13 protein-coding genes and 1 riboswitch are annotated in these 24,862 nt (G+C 61.8%); of the genes, 7 read left to right on the forward strand and 6 right to left on the reverse strand.

From position 1 onward, the window contains the following. The first annotated feature begins 31 nt into the window (after positions 1-31). From ACIX9_RS18990 to ACIX9_RS19010, 5 genes are all read left to right on the forward strand, one after another. Positions 32-808, forward strand: a complete 777-nt coding sequence (locus ACIX9_RS18990; RefSeq protein WP_013572720.1) for a Stp1/IreP family PP2C-type Ser/Thr phosphatase — start codon at positions 32-34, stop codon at positions 806-808. Between the two features lie 305 nt (positions 809-1,113). Then, complete coding sequence (locus ACIX9_RS18995; RefSeq protein ID WP_013572721.1) at positions 1,114-2,379, forward strand: M24 family metallopeptidase; 1,266 nt, start codon at positions 1,114-1,116, stop codon at positions 2,377-2,379. Between the two features lie 97 nt (positions 2,380-2,476). Then, positions 2,477-3,175 carry a GntR family transcriptional regulator gene (locus ACIX9_RS19000; protein ID WP_013572722.1) on the forward strand — a complete coding sequence of 233 codons (699 nt, stop codon included), beginning with the start codon at positions 2,477-2,479 and terminating at the stop codon, positions 3,173-3,175. A 665-nt stretch (positions 3,176-3,840) separates the two neighbouring features. Beyond that, the gene (locus ACIX9_RS19005; RefSeq protein WP_013572723.1) at positions 3,841-6,768 is read left to right on the forward strand and encodes a diguanylate cyclase; all 2,928 of its coding nucleotides are present in this window, start codon (positions 3,841-3,843) and stop codon (positions 6,766-6,768) included. Between the two features lie 70 nt (positions 6,769-6,838). Further along, positions 6,839-8,200 carry a glycoside hydrolase family 28 protein gene (locus tag ACIX9_RS19010; protein WP_013572724.1) on the forward strand — a complete coding sequence of 454 codons (1,362 nt, stop codon included), beginning with the start codon at positions 6,839-6,841 and terminating at the stop codon, positions 8,198-8,200. On the opposite strand, the gene ACIX9_RS19015 is transcribed toward ACIX9_RS19010, so the two are convergent. From ACIX9_RS19015 to ACIX9_RS19030, 4 genes are read right to left on the reverse strand one after another with little or no spacing between them, the layout of a single operon-like run. Continuing rightward, positions 8,197-9,870: an ATP-binding protein gene (locus tag ACIX9_RS19015; RefSeq protein ID WP_013572725.1), complete on the reverse strand. Its 1,674-nt coding sequence runs from the start codon at positions 9,868-9,870 to the stop codon at positions 8,197-8,199. The genes ACIX9_RS19010 and ACIX9_RS19015 overlap by 4 nt on opposite strands. Further along, positions 9,867-14,249 (reverse strand): cobaltochelatase subunit CobN, encoded by a 4,383-nt coding sequence (locus ACIX9_RS19020; protein WP_013572726.1) that lies wholly within the window; start codon positions 14,247-14,249, stop codon positions 9,867-9,869. Before ACIX9_RS19020 ends, ACIX9_RS19015 begins: the two co-directional genes overlap by 4 nt. Before the next feature lie 3 nt (positions 14,250-14,252). Further along, on the reverse strand, positions 14,253-14,975 hold the full coding sequence (locus tag ACIX9_RS19025) for a CbtA family protein (protein WP_013572727.1): 723 nt from the start codon (positions 14,973-14,975) through the stop codon (positions 14,253-14,255). Between the two features lie 30 nt (positions 14,976-15,005). Further along, positions 15,006-15,224 carry a CbtB domain-containing protein gene (locus ACIX9_RS19030; protein ID WP_013572728.1) on the reverse strand — a complete coding sequence of 73 codons (219 nt, stop codon included), beginning with the start codon at positions 15,222-15,224 and terminating at the stop codon, positions 15,006-15,008. A 228-nt stretch (positions 15,225-15,452) separates the two neighbouring features. On the opposite strand from ACIX9_RS19030, the gene ACIX9_RS19035 reads away from it, so the two are divergent. After that, positions 15,453-16,025 carry a histidine phosphatase family protein gene (locus tag ACIX9_RS19035; RefSeq protein ID WP_232298897.1) on the forward strand — a complete coding sequence of 191 codons (573 nt, stop codon included), beginning with the start codon at positions 15,453-15,455 and terminating at the stop codon, positions 16,023-16,025. Further along, positions 16,024-16,216, forward strand: a riboswitch (cobalamin riboswitch). (Overlaps the previous gene by 2 nt.) An 88-nt stretch (positions 16,217-16,304) precedes the next feature. Next, positions 16,305-19,925, forward strand: coding sequence for a TonB-dependent receptor (locus ACIX9_RS19040; protein WP_013572730.1), 3,621 nt, complete (start codon positions 16,305-16,307; stop codon positions 19,923-19,925). 126 nt (positions 19,926-20,051) lie between these two features. Here ACIX9_RS19040 and ACIX9_RS19045 read toward each other — a convergent pair whose 3' ends face one another. Both ACIX9_RS19045 and ACIX9_RS19050 read right to left on the reverse strand, forming a co-directional pair. Continuing rightward, positions 20,052-23,441, reverse strand: coding sequence for a TonB-dependent receptor (locus ACIX9_RS19045; RefSeq protein ID WP_013572731.1), 3,390 nt, complete (start codon positions 23,439-23,441; stop codon positions 20,052-20,054). A gap of 45 nt (positions 23,442-23,486) precedes the next feature. Next, positions 23,487-24,710, reverse strand: a complete 1,224-nt coding sequence (locus tag ACIX9_RS19050; RefSeq protein WP_013572732.1) for an alginate lyase family protein — start codon at positions 24,708-24,710, stop codon at positions 23,487-23,489. Between the last annotated feature and the right edge of the window lie 152 nt (positions 24,711-24,862).

Below are 24,862 nucleotides of genomic sequence, written 5' to 3' on the forward strand. Positions count from 1 at the left end.
TGCTTTTTCACTGCCTCAAGGGAGTTCTAAAGTGCCAAACAAGGTAGAAGTTGCCGCCCTCAGTGACGTCGGGTGCGTCCGCACCAACAACGAAGACTCCTTCGGTTACGATCCAGACCGCCAGGTCTACGTCGTCTGTGACGGCATGGGCGGGATGGCCAGCGGAGAGGTCGCCAGCCAGATGGCCGTCTCCACCTTCCTCCAGGTCGTCTCGGATGCAGCCCCCGCGACACCCATTGAGGCCATCCTGAACCAGGCCATCGTCGCCGCCAACTCAGCCGTCCACGAGGTCGGACTCCAGCCCGCCCACAAAGGCATGGGAACCACCCTCGTCGCCGCCTGCATTGAAGACTCAAAACTCTTCATCGGCAACGTCGGGGATAGCCGCGCCTACCTCATTCAGGGCCACCAGTGCATGCAGATCACCGTCGACCACTCCTACATCAACGAGCTCATCCGCACCGGCGTCGTGAAAGTGGAGGACGCGGGCAGCGTGGACCTTAAGGGCATGCAATCGGTCATCACCCGCGCCATCGGCGTCTCCGCCGCCGTAGATCCCGACTTCTTCTCCGCCGACCTCACCCCCGGAGACATCGTCCTCCTCGCCTCAGACGGCCTCACCCGCTACATCGAGCAGAAGGAACTCGGCCTCATAATCGGAGCCTGCGACCTCGAATCCTCCGCCCGGAATATGATCGCAGTCGCCAAGGAGCGCGGAGGCACGGACAACATCACTGTCCTCCTCCTTCAGCTCGTAGCCGAGGCCCAGCCCAACCCACTGATAACAAACGCCGAACTGATCGCCTGAAAATAATTTCTTCAAAAACCTCAGCAAATTCGCGTGTCAAGCCCCAAAACGACCTAAGTCACTCATTCCATGAGGAATAAAGATGGGGTATTTACCCCTGCAAATAGTGAATAATAGAAGTACAGAGAAAATTAAGAACTTGCCGGCGTCGCCCGTAAGTCCATTATTTGCTGCGCCTAAACGCTAAGTCCTTTAGAATGAAGATCTTGGCAACCATATCCAGATCTAACCCCAATCGAATCAAGACTTTAGATCAATTCGACGGGGGTGGGGCATACCCCAAAGGCCTCCGTCCAGGAGCTAAATTGGACCGTCGCCACTTCCTCCAGACCTCCGCCGCACTGACCCTAGCACCCCTCGCCCAGGCCCAGCGAACCGCACCCGCCGAATCTGGCCCCCTCCCCCCCGCCATAGCCGCCCTCAAGAACCGCAAAAGCGAAGCCATCCCGATCACCTTGGCGGAACGCGAACACCGCTTCGCCCGCGCCCAGGAACTCATGGCCCAGAACGGAATGGACGCAATCCTCCTGGTGGGTGGCACCTCCCTCCTCTACTTCACCGGAATCCGCTCCGGAAATTCAGAACGCCTCTTCGCCTTCATCCTGCCGCGCAAGGGCGAGGCCTTCATCGTCTGCCCCGCCTTCGAGAAGGACCGCATGATGGAGCGCATGGACTCCGTCCCCGGAGGCAAGTCCACCCGCATCTACACCTGGCAGGAACACGAGAGCCCCTCCGCGCTGGTAGGGAAGGGTTTAGGCGGCACCGGCACCTTAGGCATAGAGGAGAAGACCCCCTACATCTACGCCAGTGAGATAGCCAAGGCCAACCCCCACCTCAAGCTGGTGGATGCCACCGCGGTGACTGCGGGTTGTCGCGAAATCAAATCGCCCGCGGAATTGGCGTTGATGCGGCTCGCAAGTTCTGTCACGCTACAGGTTTACGAGGCAGTCTTCACAGCAGCACATCCAGGAATGACCACGCGGGACTTTTCCAATCTGTGTGCCGCGGCGTATCAACGCGTTGGTTTTCAAGGAGATGCGAGCTGTCAGACGGGAATCTACTCGGCTTTGCCGCATGGGTCTTTGACACCGCAGATTATCAAGGAAAATGAGATCGTTTTGATTGACGACGGATGCACTGCGGAGGGCTATTACTCTGATTTATCAAGGACTTTCGTGTATGGGAAGCCTACGGACCGGATGCTGAAGGTGTTTGAGGTGGTACACAAGGCGCAGGCTGCGGCGGTGGCTACGGCGCGGCCTGGGATTGAGGCGCAAGTTGTTGATTCTGCGGCACGTAAGGTCATTACGGATGCGGGATTCGGGCCGGATTACAAGAACTTTCTGCATCGGGTGGGGCACGGGATCGGGATGGATATGCATGAGTGGACGTATCTGGTGCGAGGTAACTCCACTGTTATCAAGGCGAACATGACTTTTTCGGATGAGCCCGGAATCTATCTCCCGGGTGAGTTTGGGGTGCGGTTGGAGGATGACATGGTGATTACGGAAGATGGAGCCAAGTTGTTGACTCCACAGAGCAATTCGCTCACGGACCCGTTTTCTACCTAGCAGATTCGTTACCACAAATGCGTGGTGGCGCACCACAAATCGTGGTGTCTGCGGGGCGTGCGCTACACTTGGCAGATTCCCCTGCTGTGAGGCTCGATTGGTCGAAAAGCTGGATCCGCTCCCTAACCTGACTGAACTGGCTTATCTGTCGATCAAACGCTCGATGCTCGAAGGCAAGGTCGAGTGGCACCAGCGTCTGACGGAGGACATGCTGGCGAGCCAGCTTGGCATCAGCAAGTCTCCGGTGCGGGAGGCTTTGAATACGCTGCAGGGCGAAGGCCTGATCCGGATCGAATCGCGCCGCGGGGCTTACCTGCGGCAGTTCACGGCGCAGGATGTGAACGACCTGTATGACCTGCGAGGAGTGTTGGAGGCTCACGCGGTGGCCAAGGCGAAGGTGACGCCGGAGCTGCTTCAGGCTTTGTGGCAGAGCGTGGACGACATGAAGCAGGGTCTCCAGTCGCATGACAAGGTCAAGCACATTGAAGAAGACAACCGGTTCCACGCCCTGATTGCGCAGGCGACGGGTAATGAGGAGCTGGGGGGCACGCTGCGGAATGTGCAGAACAAGATCTGGCTGTGCCGGAGCAAGAGCTACGACCTTTCCTCCAGCACGGCGCCGGCGGCTCATGCGGCGATCGTGGAGGCGCTGGAGTCCGGGGACAAGAAGAAAGCCCAGCGGTGTATGCGGGATCATATCGAGACGGTGCGGAAGAGGCTGGTGAAACGGATCGACGAAGAGAGCCGGCCCGGAGCTAAGGACAAGGGCAAAGATTACGGGGATAAAAAGGGATAAGAGCGATCAGGGCGGATCGAGACGTGGCTTTGCTTATTTTGATCCTTTGATCCTTTTTCTTCTTGATTTCCTTTGCTTATCCTTTCTCCTGGGATGGATCTTGTGGCGGATGAATTTTCAGAGTGAGCCTGGGTGGGCTGTGACCCGAAGGGGTGATGGTGCGGGCGGCTTTGGGACGCGATACTTGAGTTCGGTTGAAACAGGCGAAGATTGTGCCGTTGCTCTACGGGAACGAATCCGGAGGGCGGCATCTGCGATCGCGAGATGCCATGCGTTTGCTTCCACTTGTGATGAAGCGTGTGGATGGGCCGATCTTACTGAGGTATGAAGCGTATCGAAGCGTTCAAGTGATGCGGGGTAGTTACCCCCGGTGTGCCATTTGCTACAGCGATTCTCAGGAATATAACGCCACAGTGGGATGTACAGGTTGTTGGGGAAGCCCTATACCCATAGGGAAGCAGATTTTTTTATAACTTTCCGGCGTGAATGAAGAGGCGTCGAGTGTGAGGAAGGGGGCCCGTCGAATGGCGAAGCGTGAGCACGGAAGACTATGTGTCGCGTTGCAGATTTTTGGCCGGCCTCGACAGACTCGCAACGACGTTGAGCAAACGATTGACCGGGCTCGTACCGAAGGGCGCGCTCTATTTCCGGGGACATGGGGGCTTATGGCCCTGCTGGCGGTCCTGGGGGCGCTCGCCCCGATGCGTTGCTCTGCGCTGGACGACCGCAAGCAACTGACGCAGTACGTGCAGATGACGCTGACGGACCGCAATGGGCTGCCGCAGAACTCCGTGGACGCGGTGGCGCAGACAACTGACGGGTATATGTGGTTCGGGACGCAGGAGGGGCTGGGGCGCTTCGACGGGTTGACGACGACAGTGTTCGACGCAAGCCATAATCGGGACTTCCGGGATGCGTTCGTGAAGACGATGGCTTCAAGCCGCGACGGCAGTCTGTGGATCGGGACGCGGAGCAACCTGACGCATATGCAGCATGGTGCGTTCCATACGGTGCTTTCCGCGCAGTCTCCGATCAATACGATTCATGAGGCGCAGGACGGGCGGATCTGGGTGGGGACGGGACGGGGGCTTTACTCCGTGGATCACGATGTCGTGCATTTTTTCACGGCTCAGGACGGTCTTCCGAGCGCGAGCGTGCAGAGCATCGTGGAGACGAGAGACGGTAGCCTGTGGTTTGGGACGGAGAAGGGTCTTTTCCGTCGCAAGGGCGGCAAGGTCGAGGCGTTTGGAGCGAAGGACGGCGCACCGGGGGCTTCGATTCAAGGCCTTGCGGTGGGGCAGGACCAATCGTTGTGGATCGGGTCGACTGAGGGATTGTCGCACTGGAACGGCAAGCTGCTTCAGAACTGGCCGGAGGCGATGATGCCTCCTCATGCGCGGATCTCTTCACTGCTGGTGGATCACAACGATCATCTCTGGATCGGATTTGAGCATAGCGGAATGGCGACGCTGCGGGACGGCAAGCTGGAGCGGTACACCGTGCAGCAGGGCCTGCCGAACGACGATGTGGCGCAGTTGTTTGAGGATCACCTGGGCCATCTGTGGGTGGGCCTGGGAGAAGGCGGCGTCCTGGAGTTGAGGGATGGACTGTTCACGAGCTTCGGAGTGCAGGAGGGGCTGTCCGAGAACATGGTGTGGAGCGTACTGCAGGCGCGGGACGGAAGCTTCTGGGCGGGTACGGACAGCAAGGGTCTGGACCACATCTTCAAAGACGGCAGCGTTCAGGTTTATGGGCTGAAAGAAGGTCTGCCGGGGGGCACGGTCTTTGCGCTGCATGAGGGTCTGGACGGCAGTCTGTGGATCGGCACGGAGCATGGCATCCTGAGCCATTTGAAGGACGGCAAGATCGAGAACTTTCGCGATCCGGCGGGCAGCGAAGGACGGCTGCAGATGATCATGGATGCTCCGGACGGCGATATGTGGCTGGGGTACTACGAGAACGACGGCCTGGTGCGCTATCACCTGGGGACGTTTACGCATTATGCGATCCCGGGGCTGCTCAATACCGCTTCTTTCGCGGCCGATGGATCGATGTGGCTGGGGACGGATCATGGCGGGATCAGCCATGTTCGCGATGGAAAGGTGCTGCAGACGCTGACGAAGCAGGACGGTCTGTTGAGCGACTTTTCCCAGGCCGTGTACGTGGACAAAGAGGGCGTGGTGTGGGCGGGTACCTCTCCGGGCGGGTTGAACCGGATCAAGAATGGGCGGATCACGACATACTCCGTTGAGCAGGGACTGGCTAACCTGACGGTGGGCGCGATTGTGGAGGACAGCCTGGGGAACCTATGGATGACGTGCAACAAGGGCATCTTCCGGGTGAGCAAGAAGGAGTTGAACGACTACGCGGAGGGGCGTGTGAGTTCGATCCACAGCATCATGTATGGGACGGCGGACGGGATGCGGTCAGCCGAATGTAACTTTGGGGCGAATCCATCCGTGTGGCGGGACGTGGAGAACCGGATCTGGTTTGCGACGACGGCTGGCCTGGTGATGATCGACCCGGCGCACAGCGAGACGGTGAAGAGTACGCCGCTGCCGTTTGTGGAGCATGTGCTGTTCAACCGGCGGCCGGCGGTTTTCGATGTTGGCGAGCCGATCGGACTGGGCACGGGCGATGTGGAGATCAAGTTCACGGCGCCGGATTTCGTGGCTCCGGAGCAGGTGCGGTTTCGCTATCGGCTGAAGGGATTCGACCAGGACTGGGTGGATGTGGGCGACCGGCGCGAGGCGTACTACACGCGGATCGACCCGGGCAAGTATCAGTTTGAGGTGCAGGCGGGCAATCAGAACGGGGAGTGGAACGGCTACACGGCGGTGCTGCCGCTGACGATCACGCCGCACTTCTGGCAGACGACGATCTTCCAACTGTGTTGCTGGTTGAGCGCGCTGCTGCTGGGGGCGCTGATGTACCGCATCCGCATCCGGTTCCTGGTGAGACGGAATCAGACGCTGGAGACGCGGGTGAGTTCGCGGACGAAGGAGTTGCAGGAGGCGCTGCAGGCGGCTGCTTCGGCTCATGACGCGCTGCATGAGCAGGCGACGAAGGATGGGCTGACGCGGCTGTGGAATCGCAGAGCGATTCTGGAGATCCTGACGCGAGAGGTTGACCGGGCGAGGCGTGACAGCGGGTCTGTGTGCGTACTGATGGTGGACGTGGACCACTTCAAGCGAGTGAACGATACGCTGGGCCATGTGGCGGGCGATTGCGTGCTGGAGGAGGTTGCGGCCAGGATCAACGGGCTGATCCGTCCGTATGATTCTGCGGGGCGCTACGGGGGCGAGGAGTTCCTGGTGGTGCTGCCGGGCTGTACGCTGGCGGATGGGTTGCAGAGGGCGGAAGAGTTTCGTTATGCGATTGCGAACGAGCCGACATGTGTGGATGCGGGGTCGATCGACGTGACGTGCAGCTTTGGCGTGGCGGCTGAGTCCGGTACCTCTGCAGAACACCTGATCATCAGCGCGGACCAGGCGCTGTATGCGGCGAAGCATGCGGGCCGGAATCGCATCCAGGCGATGCTGGGCGAGGCGACGGTGGAGGTTGGACCTTTGCTGACGGAGATTACGAGCTAGAGAGTTTTGAGCAGACGAATGAGGGGCAACCGATGCATAATGGTTGGACCTCTGGAGGCTGTGTTTCTTTATGCGATTCATTTTCGGTGTGTTTGGGTGTGGTTTGGGGCTGTTGGCTGGGGTGGCTGGGGGGCAGGATTCGCGGACAGTGACGGAGCCGGTGATTCCGGTGGCTTGTGTTTCGCTGGATGCGCGGATTACCGGGCAGGGTGGTGGGATTGCCGCGGCGGATGAAGGGAAGCTGGATACGGAACGGATTCAGAAGGCGATGGATGGGTGTGGGGCGGGGAAGTCGGTTGTGTTGCGGGGACGCGACGGGGCGAATGCGTTTTTGAGTGGGCCTCTGCAGATGCGGGCGGGGGTTGCGCTGGTGGTGGATAAGGGTGTGACGTTGTATGAGTCGGTTGATCCCAAGGTGCTGGAGGTATCGCCGGGAAGCTGTGGGATAGTGAGTGCGACGCCGGGGCGGGGGTGTCGGCCGCTAATCTCGGTGGAGAACGTGAAGGGCGCGGGGGTGATGGGGGATGGGGTGATCGACGGGCGTGGCGGGGTGAAGATGGCTGGGGTGGGGAAGAGTGCGTGGGATCTGGCGGAGGAGGCTCGGCCGGGTGGGGGGCAGAAGGTGAGCCGGCTGATCGTGGCGAATCATGCGGATGACTTCACGCTTTATCGGATTACGTTGAGGAACTCGCCTAACTTTCATGTGGTCTATAACGCGGGGGATGGGTTCACGGTTTGGGGGGTGAAGATCGATACGCCGGGGAAGGGTGCGCGGAATACGGATGGGATCGATCCGGGGGCGGGGTCTAAGAACATTACGGTGACGCATAGCTTTATCAGTACGGGGGATGACGACATTGCGATCAAGGGTGGGACGGGCGGGCTGACGCAGATGACGGTGAGCCACAATCATTTTTATCGCGGGCATGGGATGTCGATTGGGAGCGAGACGAATGGAGGCGTGAGTAAGGTGAGGGTGTTCGATCTATCGATTGACGGGGCGGATAACGGGATCAGAATCAAGAGCAATGCGGCCAGGGGTGGGCTGGTGCATGACGTGAGCTATGAGGATGTGTGTGTCAGGAACTCGCCGAATCCGATTCTGCTGGATACGGCTTATAGCGCGAATGGGAGCATGGAGGGGACGCTTTATCCAAGCTTCGTGGATATTACGCTGCGGCGGGTGAGTGTTGCGGGTGGGGGGAAGATCTCGTTCAATGGGTTTGCCAAGGATCATCGGGTGGGGGTGAATCTGGATGATGTTGTGGTGGATGGGGGGAAGTATTCGTACTCGGTGAATCACGCGGACTTTAAGGTGGGGCCGGGGGCTATGAACCTTAACCTGGCGGGGGAGGATGTGACGAAGAACGGGACGGCGGGGAGTGGGGCGGGGAAGAGGTGTGAGGGGATGTTTGTGGCTTTTCCTCGTTAGCTTCGCTGGCTGTGGCTTAGGGTGAGGGTTTCGAGGGTGGGGAGGTCTTCTAGGGTGATGTAGCGGGCGTTGATGGATTCGGCGAGGGTGCGGGTTTGGCCGGTGGCGTTTTGGGGGGGCTCGGTGTCGATGATGAGGGTGGGGCAGGTGATGTGGTGCGCGGCTGCGAGGGCTTCTTGCCAGGGGTCTCCGTTGTTTATGGGGACGTTGGCGCGGCCGTCTGTGAGGAGGATGAGGAGGGTGGTGGGGGTGATGAGGGTTTGGGCCAGGGTGAGGGCGTGAGCCAGGGGGGTGCGGCCTCCGGTGGGGAGGTATTCGAGGGCGGCGATGGCGTCTGCGAGGGTCTGGGTGGGCTCGAGGAGGATCTGGGCGGCGGTGCCGCGGAAGAGGATGATGGCGGCTTCGTCGTTGCGCTGGAAGGAGCGGGTGAGGAGGGCGGTGACTGCGCCTTTGACGAGGCGCATGCGTTCCTGGGCGGCGTGGGAGCCGGAGGAGTCGATGACGAGGAGGAAACGGGTGCCGGGGCGGGGGGTGCGGATTTTTTCGTGGAGGTCGGAGAGGCGGGGGGTTGGGGTGCCGGTTTCGCGGAGGGCGTGGGTCAGGGTGGTGCGGAGATCGAGTTCGGTGGGGGTTGGGGTGGCTCGGGTGCTGGTGACTGGGCCGGTGGTTTGTGGGGGCTGTGCGGGTTGGGTGAGGCGTAGGGTTGGGGCTTCGACCTGGTGGGGGGTGAAGATGCGGTCGATTGCTTCTTGCGTTGGGGAGTCTTTCTCTGATTGAGGGGGTGGGGGTGGGGTGGGAGGCTGCTGGGGTGGGGGAGTGCGGTTTGGGGTGCGGGTGCGGTGGGCGAGGACTAATGGGAGGACGGTTTCTACGTGCTCGGGGGTGACTTCTGGGGAGGCTGTGAGGGCGGCTAGGGCTATGGCGGCTCGGACGGTGGCCAGGTCGGCGCGGAGGGAGCGGATGTTCTGGGCGGCTATGGTTTGGGTGATGAGGGCCAGGATCTCTGGGGGGCAGAGGATGGTGGGGAGGGTGCGCCGGGCGGTGGTGATTTGTGACTGGAGATGGGATTGTTCTGCGGACCAGTTTTGGGCGAAGGCTTGGGGGTTGCGTTCGTAGGTGAGGCGTTGCTCTACGACCTGCTGGCGCGTGAGCGGGTCTGTGGGGGCGGAGATGTCGACCGAGAGGGCGAAGCGGTCGAGGAGTTGGGGGCGGAGGGTGCCTTCTTCCGGGTTCATGCTGCCGAGGAGGACGAACTCTGCGGGGTGGGAGGCGCTGAGGCCTTCGCGTTCTATGGTGTGGATGCCGCTGGCTGCTGCGTCGAGGAGTGCGTCGCCGAGGTGGGCGGGGAGGAGGTTTATTTCGTCGACGTAGAGGACGCCGCCGTGGGCCTGGGAGAGGAGGCCGGGTTTGAGGATGGGGTCGCCTTGCAGGGCGCGCTCTAGGTGGAGGCCGCCAAGGAGGCGATCTTCGGTTGCGCCGATGGGGAGGTTGATGAAGGGCGCTGGTGAGAGTAAGAGAGCTGCGAGGGCTCGGGCGGTGGTGGTTTTGCCGGAGCCTTTGTCGCCGCGGAGGAGGACTCCGAGCCGCCAGTCCACAGCGGCTAACAGGAGAGCCAGCTTCATCTGCTGCTGGCCAACAATGGCGGCGAAAGGGTATGGGGCGGGTCTCATGCTACGGGCTCTGGTCTGGTTTCGGCGTGGGTTTCGCCGCGAGCTTCCAGGACGGTTTCGGTGTCGAGGAGAACCTGGCGGAGGGCTGCGAGGGTTTCTGGGGCGGGGTTCTCCCAGAGGTCGCGGCGGGCGGCTTCGAGGAGACGCTCTGCGATGGAGGTGAGGGCCCAGGGGTTGGAGGCGGCCAGGAACTCGCGCATCTCAGGGGCTAGGGCGTAGTGCTCGGCGAGGCCTTCGTAGACGAAGTCCGGGGCTACGTGGGCGGTGGCGTCGAAGCCGAAGATGTAGTCGACGGTGGCGGCGAGTTCGAGGCCGCCCTTGTAGCCGTGGCGCTTGATGGAGTCGATCCATTTGGGGTTGACGACGCGGGAGCGGTAGACGCGGAGGGCTTCCTCTTTGAGGTCGCGGACCTGTGCGGATTCGGGGCGGGAGGTGTCGCCGAAGTAGGCTTTGGGCTGGAGGCCGGTGAGGGCGCGGATGGAGGCGACCATGCCGCCGTGGAACTGGAAGTAGTCGTCGGAGTCGAAGATGTCGTGCTCCCGGTTGTCCTGGTTGTGGAGGGCGACCTGGATGGACTTGAGGCGCTCGGCGAAGATGGGCTGGGCGTCTACGCCGTCTGCGCCTTTGCCGTAGGCGTAGCCGCCCCAGGTGAGGAAGGCGCGGGCAAAGTCGTGGTCGCCGGTCCAGTTGCCGGTCTCGATGAGGGGGAGGATGCCTGCGCCGTAGGAGCCGGGTTTGGAGCCGAAGATGCGGTAGCGGGCCTGGGCTTCGGCTTCGTGGGTGGGGAGGGCTTTGTGGGTTTCAAGGTCCGCGAGGTAGTGCTTGCGGGGGAAGTTCTGGTCCAGGGGTTCGTCCAGCTCTACGACCTGCGAGATGGCCTGATCGAAGATGTCGATGAGGTGGGGGAAGGCGTCGCGGAAGAAGCCGCTGATGCGGAGGGTGACGTCTACGCGGGGGCGGCCGAGTTCTGCGAGGGGGATGATGGTGATGCCGTCCATGCGGCGGGACTGCGGGTTCCAGACGGGCTGGACGCCGAGGAGGGCGAAGGCTTCCGCGAGGTCGTCGCCGTGGGTGCGCATCTGGGAGGTTCCCCAGACGCTGAGGCCCATCATTTCAGGGTAGACGCCTTCTTCGCGGCGGAAGCGCTCAATGGCTTCATGGGCGAGCTGGAGGCCTACTCGCCAAGCGGCCTGCGAGGGCAGGGCGCGGGGGTCTACGGCGTAGAAGTTGCGGCCGGTGGGGAGGATGTGGGCCATGCCGCGGGTGGGTGCGCCGGCGGGACCGGCGGGGATGTATTTGCCTTCGAGGGCGTCGAGGAGATGTTCGATCTCGTCGCCGGATTGTTCCAGATTTGGGACGAGCTCTGTGCAGGCGAAGGTGAGAGCGGCGGTGATGTCGGGCGACTCCGCGCGGAGGATGGCGTGCTGCACAGCAGGGATGGAGTCAGGCCGGAAGCCGAGGGTTTCAAGCATGGTGTAGAGGTCGAGGGCTGCGCGGTCAAGGATCTCGAGGGCGTCTGCGTGGGTGTGGCAGGGCTGGCCTAATAGTTCAAGTGTTACTTTAAGGGGCTGGCCGGGTTTATCGAGGAGCGTGGGGAGATCGAAGCCGAAGGTGGTGGCTAATGCGGCCTGGAGGCTGGGGGTGTTGATGTTGGCGAGGCGGGTGAGGGAGCGGAGCATCTCCGGGAGGGGCGGCATCTGGCCGAGGATGTGGAGGCCGTCGCGGATCTGGGCCATGCCGAGCTCACAGAGGTAGCCGTCGAGGTCTTCGATGAGGTGGGCGACCTCGTTGCCGTTCATTGTGGCGAGCTGGGCGGGGATGCCTTCGGGGGTGAGGGTGTCGTCCCACTCGTGGGAGTGGTCGCCGCGCTCGCTGGTGAGCATGGTCTTGAGGTCGAGGTCGGCCTTGAGGTTGGTTTCTTCGACGAGCTTCCAGATCTGCTGCTGGAGGAAGGGGATCTTGGCGGGGTCGAGTTTTTCTACGGCGTAGTACTCGTTGACGAGCTGGTTGAGCTCTGCGAGGGCGCCGTAGGTCTCGGCGGTGGTCATGGGCGGGGTGAGGTGATCGACGATGACGGCGTGGGCGCGGCGCTTGGACTGGCTGCCTTCGCCGGGGTCGTTGACGATGAAGGGATAGACAAGGGGGAGATCGCCGAGGAGGAGATCGGGGTAGCACTCGCCGGAGAGGCCGATGCCTTTGCCGGGGAGCCACTCGAGGGTGCCATGCTTGCCCATGTGGACGATGGCGTCTGCGCCCCAGCCGCCTTCCGACTGGGGGGTGCCTAGCCAGCGGTAGAAGGCGGTGTAGTGGTGCGTGGGGGGGAGATCGGGGGTGTGGTAGATGGAGTCGGGGTCGATGCCGTAGCCGCGCGGGGGCTGCAGGGCGATGAGGGCGTTGCCGAGATCCATGGCGGCGAAGAGGTAGTCGCGGTCGTCGCCCCAGGGCTCTTCCTGGGTGATGCGGACGATCTTGCCGCCGATGGTGGGGAGGAGTTTGGCGTCAGTCTTCTTGGGTGGGAGGATGCTGGGGCCGTTGGGCTGGGGTGCTCCCCAGAAGTCCTGCATGCGGCGGTTGGGGCGGGCGGGAAAGGCTTCGAAGATTTTGCCGTAGGCTGCGCGGGAGAAGCGTTGGGCCTGGGCGGGGTCCAGCGGGTGGTTTTCGTCGTAGGAGCCGCGCTGGAGGAGGGACTGCATGAGCTCGTCTGAGGTGTCAGGCAGCGACGAGATGGTGTAGCGGCGGGCTCGCATGGCGCGGAGGGTGGTGAGGAGGGAGGCTGGAGTGTCGAGGCCTACGGCACCGCCTACCTGCGAGGCTTTGGCGGCGGAGTTGGTGAGGACGAAGGCGATGCGGCGATCTTTGTTGGGGGTGCGGCGGAGTGCTGCGATGCGGGCTGCGAGGCCGGCTACGCGTGCGGCGCGTTCTTCGTGGGCTACGTAGAGACCTTCCGTACTGGCGGTGTTGCGCTCCTTGAAGGAGATGGGGACGGTGATGATGCGGCCGTCGAACTCCGGGATGGCTACGTTGACTGCGGTGTCGAGTGCGGTGAGGCCGCGGCGGGAGCCCTCCCATGCGCCTCGGGGCATGCCGCTGGCGATGGCCTGGAGGACGGGGATGCCGAGGTGCTGGAGGGAGTCGGAGGACTCGCCGGGGAGGGTGATGTTGCCGGTGTTGACCTCGCCGAGGGCGAAGGAGAGGGTGGAGATGAGGACGTCGGCGCGGCCTTCGATCAGTTTGAAGGCTGCGGGGCGGCCGTCCTGCTTGGCCTTGAGACTGGAGGTGAAGATGCAGAGGGCGTTGACGCCTTTGGAATCGAGGGCGGAGGCGAGGACGTCGATGAAGGCGGTGTTGCCGCTCATGCGGTGGGCACGGTAGAAGAGGACGGCCACGGTGGGGCGGGTGGGGTCGGCCTGGCGCTGCCAGTCTTCATACGTTGCTGCGTCGGTGTCAGGTAAATAGATGCCGTGCTCGGGCATGGGGCTGGGGGCGGCGTAGCCGTGGCCGGTGAGCATGAGGCGGTCGGAGAGGAAGCGGAACATTTCAGCGAGGTTGTTGGCTCCGCCGAGGGCGAGGTATTCGGCTGCGGAGTGGGTGACATCTGCTGGGACGTTGACGGTTTCGGCGAACTCCGAGGTGTTTTCTCCGCAGCCGCTGATGAGGACGAGGGACTGGTTGCGGTCGATGCAGGCCTGCTTGAGGCGGTCGAAGCCGGGGATGCAGCTGAGGGGGCCGTGGCAGCGGACGATGATGACTCGGGCTTTGCTGAGCTCGCCGGTTATCAGGACTTGGAGCTGGTCTTCGGTCTTGAGGGCGTTGAGGGAGAAGGCGCTGGCGCGGAGGTCTTCGGGGAGGGATTCGGAGGCTTTGATGAGGGTGAGGAGGTCGGTGTCGGCGTGGGAGAGGAGCATGATTGCGCCGGTGGATTGGGGGGTTTGAAGCTGGACGAGGTTGTCTGGATTTTCTGAGGGGGATGGGAGGCGGACGTCCCAATCGTAGTAGTTGAAGACGTACTCGCTGAGCTCTGAGGGGGGCTGGATGAAGCGGTCGGCGGCGAGCATGGCGTCGATGTAGTCGTAGATCTGGCGGACGAGCCAGGGGCCGTTGACGGAGTGGAACCAGATGCTTTTCTGGTCGAAGACGAGGCTGACGACGTTGGCGAGGGCGCAGGGGCCGAGGCAGCCGCCCTGGGTGAGGTGGACGTCGTTGCGGATCTTGCGCTTGAGCCACTCCTCTTTGTAGACGTCTACGGGGACGGCTGCGTAGCCACGCTCGGTGATGCCGCAGCAGCAGCCAAGGGAGCAGTAGGAGAGGTGGGCTCGGTGTTGAACGATGTTGAAGGCGCGGCCATCGGCACGGATGACGCGTTGGCGGTGGGTGGACATGGGCTAGGCCTCCTGCCGGTGTGTATTCTGATCGCGTTCTGTGAGGAAGCCGAAGATCAGGCCTATGGTAGCGAAGAGGACGGCCTGCATGCCCCAGGAGGCGATGCGGAAACGCCAGAGGAGGGTGGCGGGGAAGTCTTTGGGGACTTCGTCGATGACGGGGAGGAGCTTGTAGAGGATGGCTACCAGGAGGACGTAGATCGCTGAGGCTGATATGGCCGCGTTCCAGGTGCCGAGGTGCGGGGTGAGGCGGCGGTTGAGCTGGAAGGGCAGGGTGAGGGTCGCGAGGGAGAGGGCGATGAGGAGGAAGTAGGCTGCGGTGCGGATGCCGATGGTGGCGGGATCGCCTACTGCGGGGGGATTGGCTGGGTATTTTAAGGTGGGGATGAGGACGATGGAGAGCCAGCCGAGGAGTGCGATGAGGGCGGCGAGGGGGCGTGGTTCGGTGATGGCGTAACGGCCCTGGGCGTAGGCGAAGACGAGGCCGAAGATGCCGCCTAGCGCGATGGAATAGACGATGGTGCCGGTGAGGAGGCCTAGACCCTTTTGAGTGGGGCGGGTGACTATGGGGGTTTCGGCGGCTTCGCCTTTGGATTGGTCTTGTGCGGTTTCGAAGGCTATGGCGCGGTCGACTTCCGGTTCGCCGACGAGACGGGCGAAGGCGAAGACGATGAGTCCGGCGAGGATGCCGGTGAGCATCCCGCGAACGAGCAGGGATCGGATCATGGACGACCTATGGAGTGGTGCGGCGCTGCTTTAGTGGCAGGGGAAGCCGAGCAGGTGGCGGCCGTCGTGCAGGAACTCATGGACGGCGGTGCCGTGGAACAGGGCGGTGGCACCCTGCTCTGCGCCGACGAAGTAGATCGCCATGAGGAGCATGAGGCCTGCGAAGAGCGCCCACGGGAGGAGCTCGCGCATGGGGATGACGGGGATGGAGAGGGGTGCTGCGACGGGGGTGGTTGCGGAATGTGCCATTGTGTTGCCTCCTGGGATCGTGCGTCCCAATGCAGTGCTCGTTCGAATGAGGGAAGGTCTGACTTTCAGCTGCGGGGCAGCCGATTACAGGGGCGCGACCGTGCCGGATTTGCACCGGCTTCTTTGCTCTCATTTCCAGAAGCTAGTCCGAGCCTATGTGCGGCTAAGATCAGTGTCAAGGCGGAGGGGTGGGTTTATGGGGAATTGGACAAAGAGATGACATCAAGGGTGACGTTTATCAGTCATGGGGCTACTGCGGCGGTGAGGGCAGCGAGTTTTCCGCTGGATGAGGGGCTTGAGAGTGGTGAGGGGTCGCGGATTGCTGGGCTGGGGTGGAATGGGCCTCGGGCGCAGGATGTGCTGATGGGTCCGGAGGTGCGGGTGAGGATGACTGCGGAGGGGCTCGGGCTGACGGGGGTGGTGGATGGAGGCCTGCGGGATTTTGACTATGGGGATTGGCGCGGGCTGGGGTTGGGGGAGGTTGAGGGGCGTGATCCGGAGGGGCTGATGGGGTGGCTGACGGATGTGGAGGCGCGACCGCATGGAGGGGAGTCGGTGGCGGGGGTGATAGAGCGGACTGCTCGATGGATGGAGGGGCGGACGGCTGCTGGGCATACGGTGGCGATGACTTGTCCAGGGGTGATCAAGAGTGCGGTGGTGTTGGCGATGGGCGCGCCGGCTGCGGCTTTCTGGCGGGTGGACGTTGCGCCGCTTTCATTGACGGATCTGCGGTGGAATGGACGGGTGTGGACGGTGCGGTGTGTTTCTTGTGCGATCAACTCTGCAGCCGTGCTACTTTGATGAAGTAAAGATCTTGGGTGCCCGCGAGGGCATAACAGGGAAGCCGGTGTAAGTCCGGCATGGTCCCGCCACTGTGATCAGGAACGACCTTTCAGATGCCACTCGGTGAAGAGCCGGGGAAGGCGGAGGGTTAGAGGCTGAAGTCAGCCTCACCTGTCAATCAGGAGACCTACCCAGGATTGGTTTGTGATTCTACCCCGCGTGGAAACGGGGGCGATCGCTCATTCAGCCTGAGCTTTATGCCTCGTTTTCCGTTTATTTGAGGTGCACGTGCTCTTGATGAATGATCGACTTTCCTCTGCCAAGCGGCAGATCCTTCTTGCTTCAATTTTGATTGGTTCAGGCTCCTCGCTTCATGCCGCGACGGGTGGCAGTGTGTCTGGCACTGTGACCGACGCGAGTGGCGCGGTGATTCCGGGGGCGGCTTTGACGCTGGTCAGTGTGGGTCAGCAGACGGTTTACAAGACTGTGGCGAATGGGCAGGGGCTTTACTCGTTTCCGAATCTGCCGGTGGGGCATTATGAGCTGACGATCTCGGCGGATGGGTTTACGCCGCAGCGCAAGTCGAACCTGACGGTGGATACGGACTCGGTGGTGCGGGTGGATACTGAGCTGGCGGTGGGAAACCGGTCGGACAGCGTGACGGTGACGAGTGAGACGGGGATCCAGGTGGAGACGAGCGCGACGCATCTGGGCGAGGTGGTGACGGGCGACCAGATGGCAGCACTCCCGCTGAACGGGCGGAGCTATACGGATCTGCTGTCGATTCAGCCGGGGGTTGCGCCGGTTTCGACGCTGCTGCCGAATGCCGTGATCATGGCGGGGGTGACGGGTGGGATCTCGCCTTCTGGGGATGAGAATCCGGGGAATGTTTCGATCAACGGGCAGCGTGAGTCTTCAAACGGCTTCATGGTGAACGGGGTGGATGTGCAGGAGCACATGAACGGCGGGACTTCCGTGGTGCCGGACCTAGATTCGATCGAGCAGTTCCGGGTGCTGACGAATAACTTCGATCCGGAGTATGGGAACTACAACGGTGGTGTGGTGACGGTGGTGACGAAGTCGGGTGGCGGACGGCTTCATGGTGGGGCGTTCGAGTTCTTCCGGAACACTGCGCTCGATGCGCGGGGGTACTTCGATCCGACGCGGCCGGAGTTCAAGCAGAATCAGTTTGGCGGGACGCTGGGTGGGCCGGTCGGGCATACGAAGCTGTTCTTCTTCGCGGACTACCAGGGGACGCGGGAGACGCAGGGTATCTCGACGGGGAACATCTCTGTTCCGACCGTGGCCGAGCGTACGGGAAATTTTTCGGCGGACGCCGCGGAGTTTACGACCAAGGCGGTGGTGAGTGGGACCTCCATCGACGTGCCTACCGTGGTGAGTGGGCCTTACCTGGCGACCCAAGTGCTTGCGCCGAAGCTGGGGTATTCGGTGGCGAGTGGTGAGCCGTATACCTACCGGGCGGGTGAGTCGATGCCGGTGGACGCTAACAACCTGAACGCCATGCCTGCGAGGTACGGCAGTGACTGTGTGAGCACGACGCAATGCGTGTTTCCGAATCTTTCAATCCCGCAGTCTGCGTGGGGGGCGCCGGGCAAAAGCCTGCTGGGGTTCATTCCTACGCCAAATGCGGGCGATGGATTGTTTTCTACATCGGCTTCAACGCAGACGAACCGGGATGACAAAGGATCGTTCCGGCTGGATGCGGATACTCGCGCTGGAAGGATCTCTGCGTATTACTTCCTGGACGATTACACGCTGGACAATCCTTATCCGGGGTCGCAGGGCGGGGCTTCGATTCCGGGGTTCGATGCGCTGACGATTGGGCGGGCGCAACTGCTCTCTGTGTCCGATACGAAGGTGATTGGGGCGAACTCCGTGAACGAGTTCAATCTGGGGTATTTGCGGTATGCGAATGTGGTTGGGAAGCCGCAGGGCGGGCTGGGCGTGTCATTGGCGTCACAGGGGTTTACGACGGGAGCCGGGACGCCAGGAATCTATGTGCAGGCTCCGGAGTTTGAAGGCGTCGAGAATGTGACGTTTCCTTCGTTCACGATGGGTGTTCCGATTACGAACCTGACACAGGTGAATAACACGTACTACGTCAGCGACGGGTTCTCGCGAGTGTTTGGGGCGCACACGGTGAAGGTGGGAGCGCAGTTTCATGAGGAGCAGGTGAACGAACATCCGAACGCTACGTTCAACGGGACGTTCAATATCAATGGGACGGAGACGGGGTCGGCTTACGCGGATTTGTTGCTTGGGACACCGAGTAACTACACGCAATCGTCTGGGCAGCCGTTCTATCTGCGGAATCATTACCTGGGGGTGTATGCGCAGGATAGCTGGCGGGTTCGGAACGATCTTACTTTGAATCTGGGGATTCGGTGGGATGTGGTCGAGCCGTGGTCTGAGAAGAATCATCAACTGCAGACCTATATTGCGGGGCGGCAGTCGGTTCTTTATCCGGGAGCGCCTGCGGGGTTTGTGGTTGCGGGCGATCCGGGTGTGCCGGAGACGATTGCTCCGACGAGCTTCAAGAACTTTGCGCCGCGGATTGGGGTGGCTTATGCGCCTCGGTTTGAGAGCGGGTTGGGACGGCTGCTGTTTGGGGAGTCGGGCAAGAGCAGCATCCGGGCTAGTTATGGGATCTTCTATACGGCGTTTCCGGGGCTTTCGGCGGGGATCATGTATGCGGTGCCGCCGTTCGGCTTCAACTATCTGAGTCCGGGGCCGCCGCTGCTGGCTACGCCGTTTATTACTGCGGCTACGGGTGTGAATAACGGGCAGCGCTTTCCTTTCCCGTTTCCTCCGCATAACGTTTCGACTTCCAATCCGGACAACAATGTGGACTGGTCCAACTTCACGCCGATTGCGGCCGATCCGTTCTTCAACTCTCGCAACAGGGTTCCGTACATCAATAACTACATGCTGTCCCTGCAACGGCAGATCACGCGCGACCTGGTTTTTACGGCGAGCTATGTGGGGAACCAGGGGCATCATCTGCTGACGCTGGTGTCCGTGAATCCGGGCGATCCGGCACTGTGCCTGAGCCTGCCGGGGTGCGGGGCGTTTGGAGAGGATACGGCTTATACGAATGGAGCGGGACAGACGGTGCGGGGGACTCGGGTGGGGCAGGGGTCGAACTATGGGGAGAATACGTCGGACTCTTCGATTGCCAACTCCAACTACAACGCGTTGCAGACTACGTTGAAGTATCAGCATCGGGGTTCGTCGTTTCTGCTGAGCTATACGTATGGGAAGTCGATCGATCAGGGATCGAATCTGGGGGAGCAGTTGGACCCTGTGGATGCGCGACATTCACGGGCGATTTCTGCCTACGATCTGCGGCATGACTTTGTGGCGACTTATGACCTCCAGCTTGGGGTGGATCAGCTGGTGGGGCGGAGCAATCGTTGGACGAAGGACTGGAGTTTGTCCGGCACGACTCGGTTTGCGAGCGGGCTGCCGGTGACCTTGTCCGATAACTCGGATAACTCGTACCTGGGGACGCTTGGGAATGGAGCGAATAATTTTCTGATCGATACGCCACAGTATGCGCCGGGAAATTTACAGATCAACAAGGACGGTCGTAGTGGGCGGGATGCGTTTCGTGTTGCGAGTTTTCAGGAAGAGCTGCCGGGGCAGCTTGGAAATGCGAAGCGGAGGTTCTTCTACGGGCCGGGGATCGATAACTACGATGCCAGCCTGCAGAAGGGCGTGCGGCTGCGGGATGCGATGACGCTGAACCTGCGGCTGGAGGGTTTCAACGTGTTCAACCATGCGCAGTTCTTTGGGCCGGCTGCGGTGAATGGTCAGTTTGAAGATCCGTTGTTTGGGAAGATTGTGAGTGCGACGGCTCCGCGGTTGGTGCAGGTTGCCGCGAAGCTCGCCTTCTGAGTTGAGGGTATGCCGCCAAGGAATAAAACGAGCAACAACAAATACCAATATGGAGGTTCTGGCTTCGCCAGAATGACGAACATATTTATCCGTTGCTCTATTAGTGACTGCCTTCTATCGACGGCTTTAGAAGTAGATCTTGGCTGCCAGCTCGATCTGGCGGGAGCCGTTGAGGGTTGAGCTGACTTGGCCGGCGGTGGTGGAGTCGATGTTGGTGACCGGGGTGGCGAAGGTGGCGTGGTTGAAGAGGTTGAAGAAGGAGCCGCGGAGTTCGAGCGAGCGGGACTCGGAGAAGTGGAAGTCCTTGAGGAGCGACATATCAAACTGGACGAGGCCGTCCGAGCGTAAGAGGTTGATGCCGCCGTTGCCGTAGGTGTACTGGGTGGGGAGAGCGTAGGCGTCGGTGGCGTTGGGTGCGAGGGACTTGCAGGCGGTGTTCCTGGAGTCGAAAAACCAGCAGTTGACGTTGCGGGTGTTGGTGACTCGGCCGATGACGTTGGGGCGCTGCGAGCCTACGCCGGTGTTGGCCTGGTCGGCGCTGATGGTGGGGGTGTAGGGCAGGCCGGACTGCAAGGTGACGATGCCGGAGACCTGCCAGTTGGCGATGGCCTGGTTGATGATGCTGTTGGTGTGGCTGAGGAAGGTTTTGCCGCGGCCGAAGGGGAGTTCATAGACGTAGCTGGTGACGAAGTTGTGGGTGAGGTCGTAGTTGCAGACGCCGTAGTAACGGATGAGTGGGGTGTCTTCACGGACGACGGAGGTGTAGGTGCCGTCGGTGAGGCACTTGCTGTAGGTGTAGCTGGCGAGGAAGGTGGCACCGGCGAAGCCGCGCGCTTCAAACTTGGTCTGCAGGGCGTTGTAGCTGCCGTTGCCGGCGAAGCGTGAATCGCTGATGGTGCCCCACTGGGGGAGTTGACGGCGGTTCTGTACGGCACCGGCGGCGGGGTTGGGATCGTTGATCTGGAAGGCCTGCTGCATGTGCGTGGTCTTGTTGCCGACGTAGGCGACGTCCAGCGAGATGCGTGCGCCGAATTGGTGCTGGACGGCTGCGTTGTACTCCTGAATGTAGGTGTTCTGTACGTGGAGGGCCATGCTGGTGATGCTGGGGGTGGAGCAGGAGTTGGCGACGAAGCCGAAGGAGCAGACGGCGTTGGTGGTATTCGCCGTGACGACGGGTTGACCGGAGAAGAAGTTGCCGAAGGTGAGGGTGGGTGTTGGGGTAGCGTTGTTGACGGTCTGCGAGGCGATGAAGGGGACCGTGTTCTGGGTGTTGTTGATGGCGTTATCGTCCGGGAAGAGGAAGAAGATGCCGTATGCGCCGCGCAGGACGGTGCTGGGTTTGGGGCTGTAGGCGAAGCCGAGGCGTGGGGCTACGTTAGCGTAGGCGGTGGAGCGGACGTTTTCCGGAAGGTGGAGGCTGGCGGTGGTCTCGAAGCGGTCCGCGAAGAGGGTGAGGAGGGATGGGGTGAGGGGCTGGACGCTGGGGTCGATGTTGGTGGGGATGACGAGCTTGCCGGTGGCGGTATCGAAGCCGGAGGTCTGGCCTTTGAGGGCGGTCCAGAAGGGGTTGATCTCTTCACGGATGCCGGCATTGACGGTGAGGTTGGGGAGGACTTTGATGTCGTCCTGGAAGAACATGCTCTGGAAGTTTCCGTTGCTGCCCCAGATGTTGCGGAAGGTGCTGCGGCTGCCGCTGAGGGGGTCGCCGATGAGGAAGTCCGCGAAGTTGTCTCCGCAGGTTACGCCGGCGGTGGCGGTGCAGTTCTTGCCGGTGTAGAGGCCGTTGAAGTTGAAGGTGCCGGTGGAGTTGTTGCCTGCGATGAAGGTGTTGGTGTTGTGGAAGAGCTCATAGCCGATGCGGATGTCCTGCTTGCCGCTGGCGTAGTTGAGATGATCGACATACTGCCAGGAACGGATCTTGTTCTGCTTGGGATAGCTGTTGTTGGCCTGGCCGTTGTAGTTGGAGTAATTGGAGATGGTGACGCTGGGGAAGCCGACGGTGGAGGGCGGCGCGAGGCCGTCGAGGCCGGTGATGCCGGCGAGGTCGTCGATATTGGTGCCCTGGAGTGAGCTGGTGAAGAGGAAGTAGCTGCGGTAGTAGGAGACCTGCAGATCGTTGATGAGCTTGGGGCTGAAGACGTGGGTTTCACGGACGACGGCGTTCTGGCCACGGCTGCGGAGCGGGAAGCCGCCGAGGGCGGTGTAGGCGTTGGGATCGGTCTCACGGTTGTCCGAGATGGAGTAACGGCCGGTGAGGTGATCGGCTGCGAAGAGTTGGTGGTCGATGCGGATATCGCCTTGGCCTAATTGCTGCTTGAGCTTGTTGGTGACGATGGCGCGGCTGGTGCCGTTGGAGACGAAGTTGGGCAGGGGCATGTACTTGAGGAGGTACTGGGCCTGCGGGGAGATGCGGTTCTGGGGGATCTTGTTGAGGACGCCGCCATCCTGGAACTGGAGCTTGGTGGTGGGGTCTATGAGGATGACGGGGAGGGCGGAGAAGTCGCCGTTGCGCTGGGCGGCTGTGGGGACGACGGAGTTGAAGTTCTGGGCCTGGGAGAAGAGGGTCTCCTGGAGATCTACGAAGAAGAAGGTCTTGTCACGATAGATGGGGCCGCCGACTGCGAAGCCGAACTGGTTGCGGTGGAGGGGTTCATCACGCTGAGTGCTGCCGGTGGGCGGGACGAAGAAGTAGTTCTTGGCGTCGAGGGCATTGTTGCGGAGGAACTCATAGAGGACGCCGTGGAACTTGTTGGTGCCGGATTTGAGGGTGGCGTTGATGACGGTGGGGCTGTGGCCGTAGTCCGCGCCCATGTTGCCGGATTCAACCTTGAACTCCTGGAGGGCGTCTACGTTGGGCTGAATGATGGTGCCGCCGAGCTGGAACTCGGTGATGTTGGCTCCGTCGAGATACCAGCCGGTCCATGAGGGGGAGAGGCCGTTGACGTTGACGTTGACGGCGCTGGCGCGGATGGAGGTTCCACCGGAGGCGATGTTCTGGCCGCCCTGGATGAAGCTGACGCCGGGGGTGAGCTGGGTGAGCTGCCAGAAATTGCGGCCGTTGAGGGGGACGTTCTGGACGGTCTGGGTGTCGATGACCTGGCCGACGGAGGAGGTGGCGGCGTTGAGGAGGGGGACCTCGGCGGCGATGACGGTGACCTTGTCCGTGACGGCTCCGACGTGGATGACGGGATTGATGGTGGCCTTCTGGGCGACCTGGAGCTCGGTATCGGCGATCTGGACGCTGGCGAAGCCTTCGTGCGTGACGGTGACGGAGTAATGGCCGATCTGGAGGTTGGGAAAGGTGTATTCGCCGTTGGCGCTGCTCTTGACGGTGCGGGTTTCTCCGGTGCCGAGGCTTTTGATGGTGACCGTCGCGTCCGGGACTACGGCTCCGGAGTCGTCCTGGACGGTGCCAAGGATGGTGCCGGTGTTGGACTGAGCGAGGAGGCTGGGCGTGGCAAGCAGACTGGCGGAGAGGAGATAGAGTGAGGCTGTTTTGACGAAGGGGTTACGCATGGTGGCTCCTGAGAATCGAATGGTGCGGTGCTGCGAACGAGCGGGTCAGACCCAGAGAAGCGGTTGGCGGATGGGGTAGTTGCGGATGATCTCGCGATCCGTGGGGTCTGGGTTGAGGGATTTCCATAGGTCGAGGTACGGCTGCTGGTGGCAGGCGAGGCCGGCGAAGAGGAGGCCGGGGGAGCGAACGGGGAGGGCGTCGAAGTGCTCGACGTCATGGGCGTACGGCCAGGCGTTGCGATCCTTGAGGAATGGGTAGAGGAACTCGGCTGATTTGCAGAGGCCCCGGCCGTCCGGGAGGGCAAACTTTGTGGCGTCCTGCTGTACTCCCTTGAGGGACTGGCAGAGGCCGGCCATGACGTCGAAGTTGAAGATGGAGTAGCTGTAGGGCTTGGTGCGGAGGAGCTCCTTGGGGAAGGAGCCGTTGGGGCCTAGCTGGTTGGGCAGGAGGATGGTGATGTATTGGTGATAGACCTCGGCGCGGGTGGTCTCGTCCTTGATGAGGCGGGCGAACTCCGCGGCCTGGAGGGCCCAGCACATGGAGTGGTTGTTGAGGGCATCGCGCTCGGTGGTGCCGAACTTGCTGGTTTTGAGCCAGGAGAGGTACTCGGTGAACCAGGTTTTGACTCCGGCGCTGTCTTCCGGCGAGAGCAGGGTGCCCATGAGGAAAGAGGCGGCGCGGGCGACTTCTACGAGGTGGAGGGTATCGATGACGCCGAAGGAGCGGCCGGTGGAGACACCTTTGACGCCCTGCGAAAACTCCAGGTTGGGGTTCATGCGGGTGGCGGGGGTGACGAACCAGGCGCGGAGGTGGGCGCAGGCGGCTTCGCCGTAACGCTTGCCTTGCTTGTCCCCAAGGAGGACCCAGGCGGCGGTGAGGGCGGGCATCTCGACGGAGAGGCGGATCATGGCTTTGCGGTGATCGGCGAAGTTTTCGGGATTGCTCTGGCCGTCGCGGTTGATGTAGGGGCCGTTAGGGTCTTTGGGGTTGGGCCAGAAGTAGTCGGCCTGGGAGTAGAAGTCGTGGAGGCCGCCGGGGCTGCGCTTGGTGGGGAAGTCTGTGATGGTGGCTGGTTTCTGGGCGAGATATAGGTTGGCTGCGGTCAGGATTCGCTGGCGGTCTGTTTTGGCGACGAGGGCGTGACCGTCCTCTTTCTCGGCGGGAGCTTTGGCCCATGCCGGGTTGAGGGTGAGGGCTGCGGATGCGGCGGCTGCCGTCTTGAGGAATGCTCGTCTGTCCAGATTGCCGATAAAGTTCAGTACTTGCACCAGGCCTCCCGCCGGCAGAATTGGTGTGCCGGAGTCGGAACCACGCTCTGCCTTTGCAGCACCATCTGCAAGTGACTCACGGTTTGTCACAAGTCAGAATGGCCGTTTTCCTTGGAAACAAGCGTTTGTCCCAACGGATTGAGGCGGAAAAA

Origin of the sequence: Granulicella tundricola MP5ACTX9, assembly GCF_000178975.2 — a bacterium.
Lineage (GTDB): Bacteria > Acidobacteriota > Terriglobia > Terriglobales > Acidobacteriaceae > Edaphobacter > Edaphobacter tundricola.

Excerpts from the sequence above, each read along its gene's own strand:
- ACIX9_RS19045 (WP_013572731.1), bottom strand. The coding sequence starts at position 23,441 with ATGCGTAACCCCTTCGTCAAAACAGCCTCACTCTATCTCCTCTCCGCC.
- ACIX9_RS19025 (WP_013572727.1), bottom strand. The coding sequence starts at position 14,975 with ATGATCCGATCCCTGCTCGTTCGCGGGATGCTCACCGGCATCCTCGCC.
- ACIX9_RS19040 (WP_013572730.1), top strand. The coding sequence starts at position 16,305 with ATGAATGATCGACTTTCCTCTGCCAAGCGGCAGATCCTTCTTGCTTCA.
- ACIX9_RS19020 (WP_013572726.1), bottom strand. The coding sequence starts at position 14,249 with ATGTCCACCCACCGCCAACGCGTCATCCGTGCCGATGGCCGCGCCTTC.
- ACIX9_RS19015 (WP_013572725.1), bottom strand. The coding sequence starts at position 9,870 with ATGAGACCCGCCCCATACCCTTTCGCCGCCATTGTTGGCCAGCAGCAG.
- ACIX9_RS19030 (WP_013572728.1), bottom strand. The coding sequence starts at position 15,224 with ATGGCACATTCCGCAACCACCCCCGTCGCAGCACCCCTCTCCATCCCC.
- ACIX9_RS19005 (WP_013572723.1), top strand. The coding sequence starts at position 3,841 with ATGGCCCTGCTGGCGGTCCTGGGGGCGCTCGCCCCGATGCGTTGCTCT.
- ACIX9_RS19010 (WP_013572724.1), top strand. The coding sequence starts at position 6,839 with ATGCGATTCATTTTCGGTGTGTTTGGGTGTGGTTTGGGGCTGTTGGCT.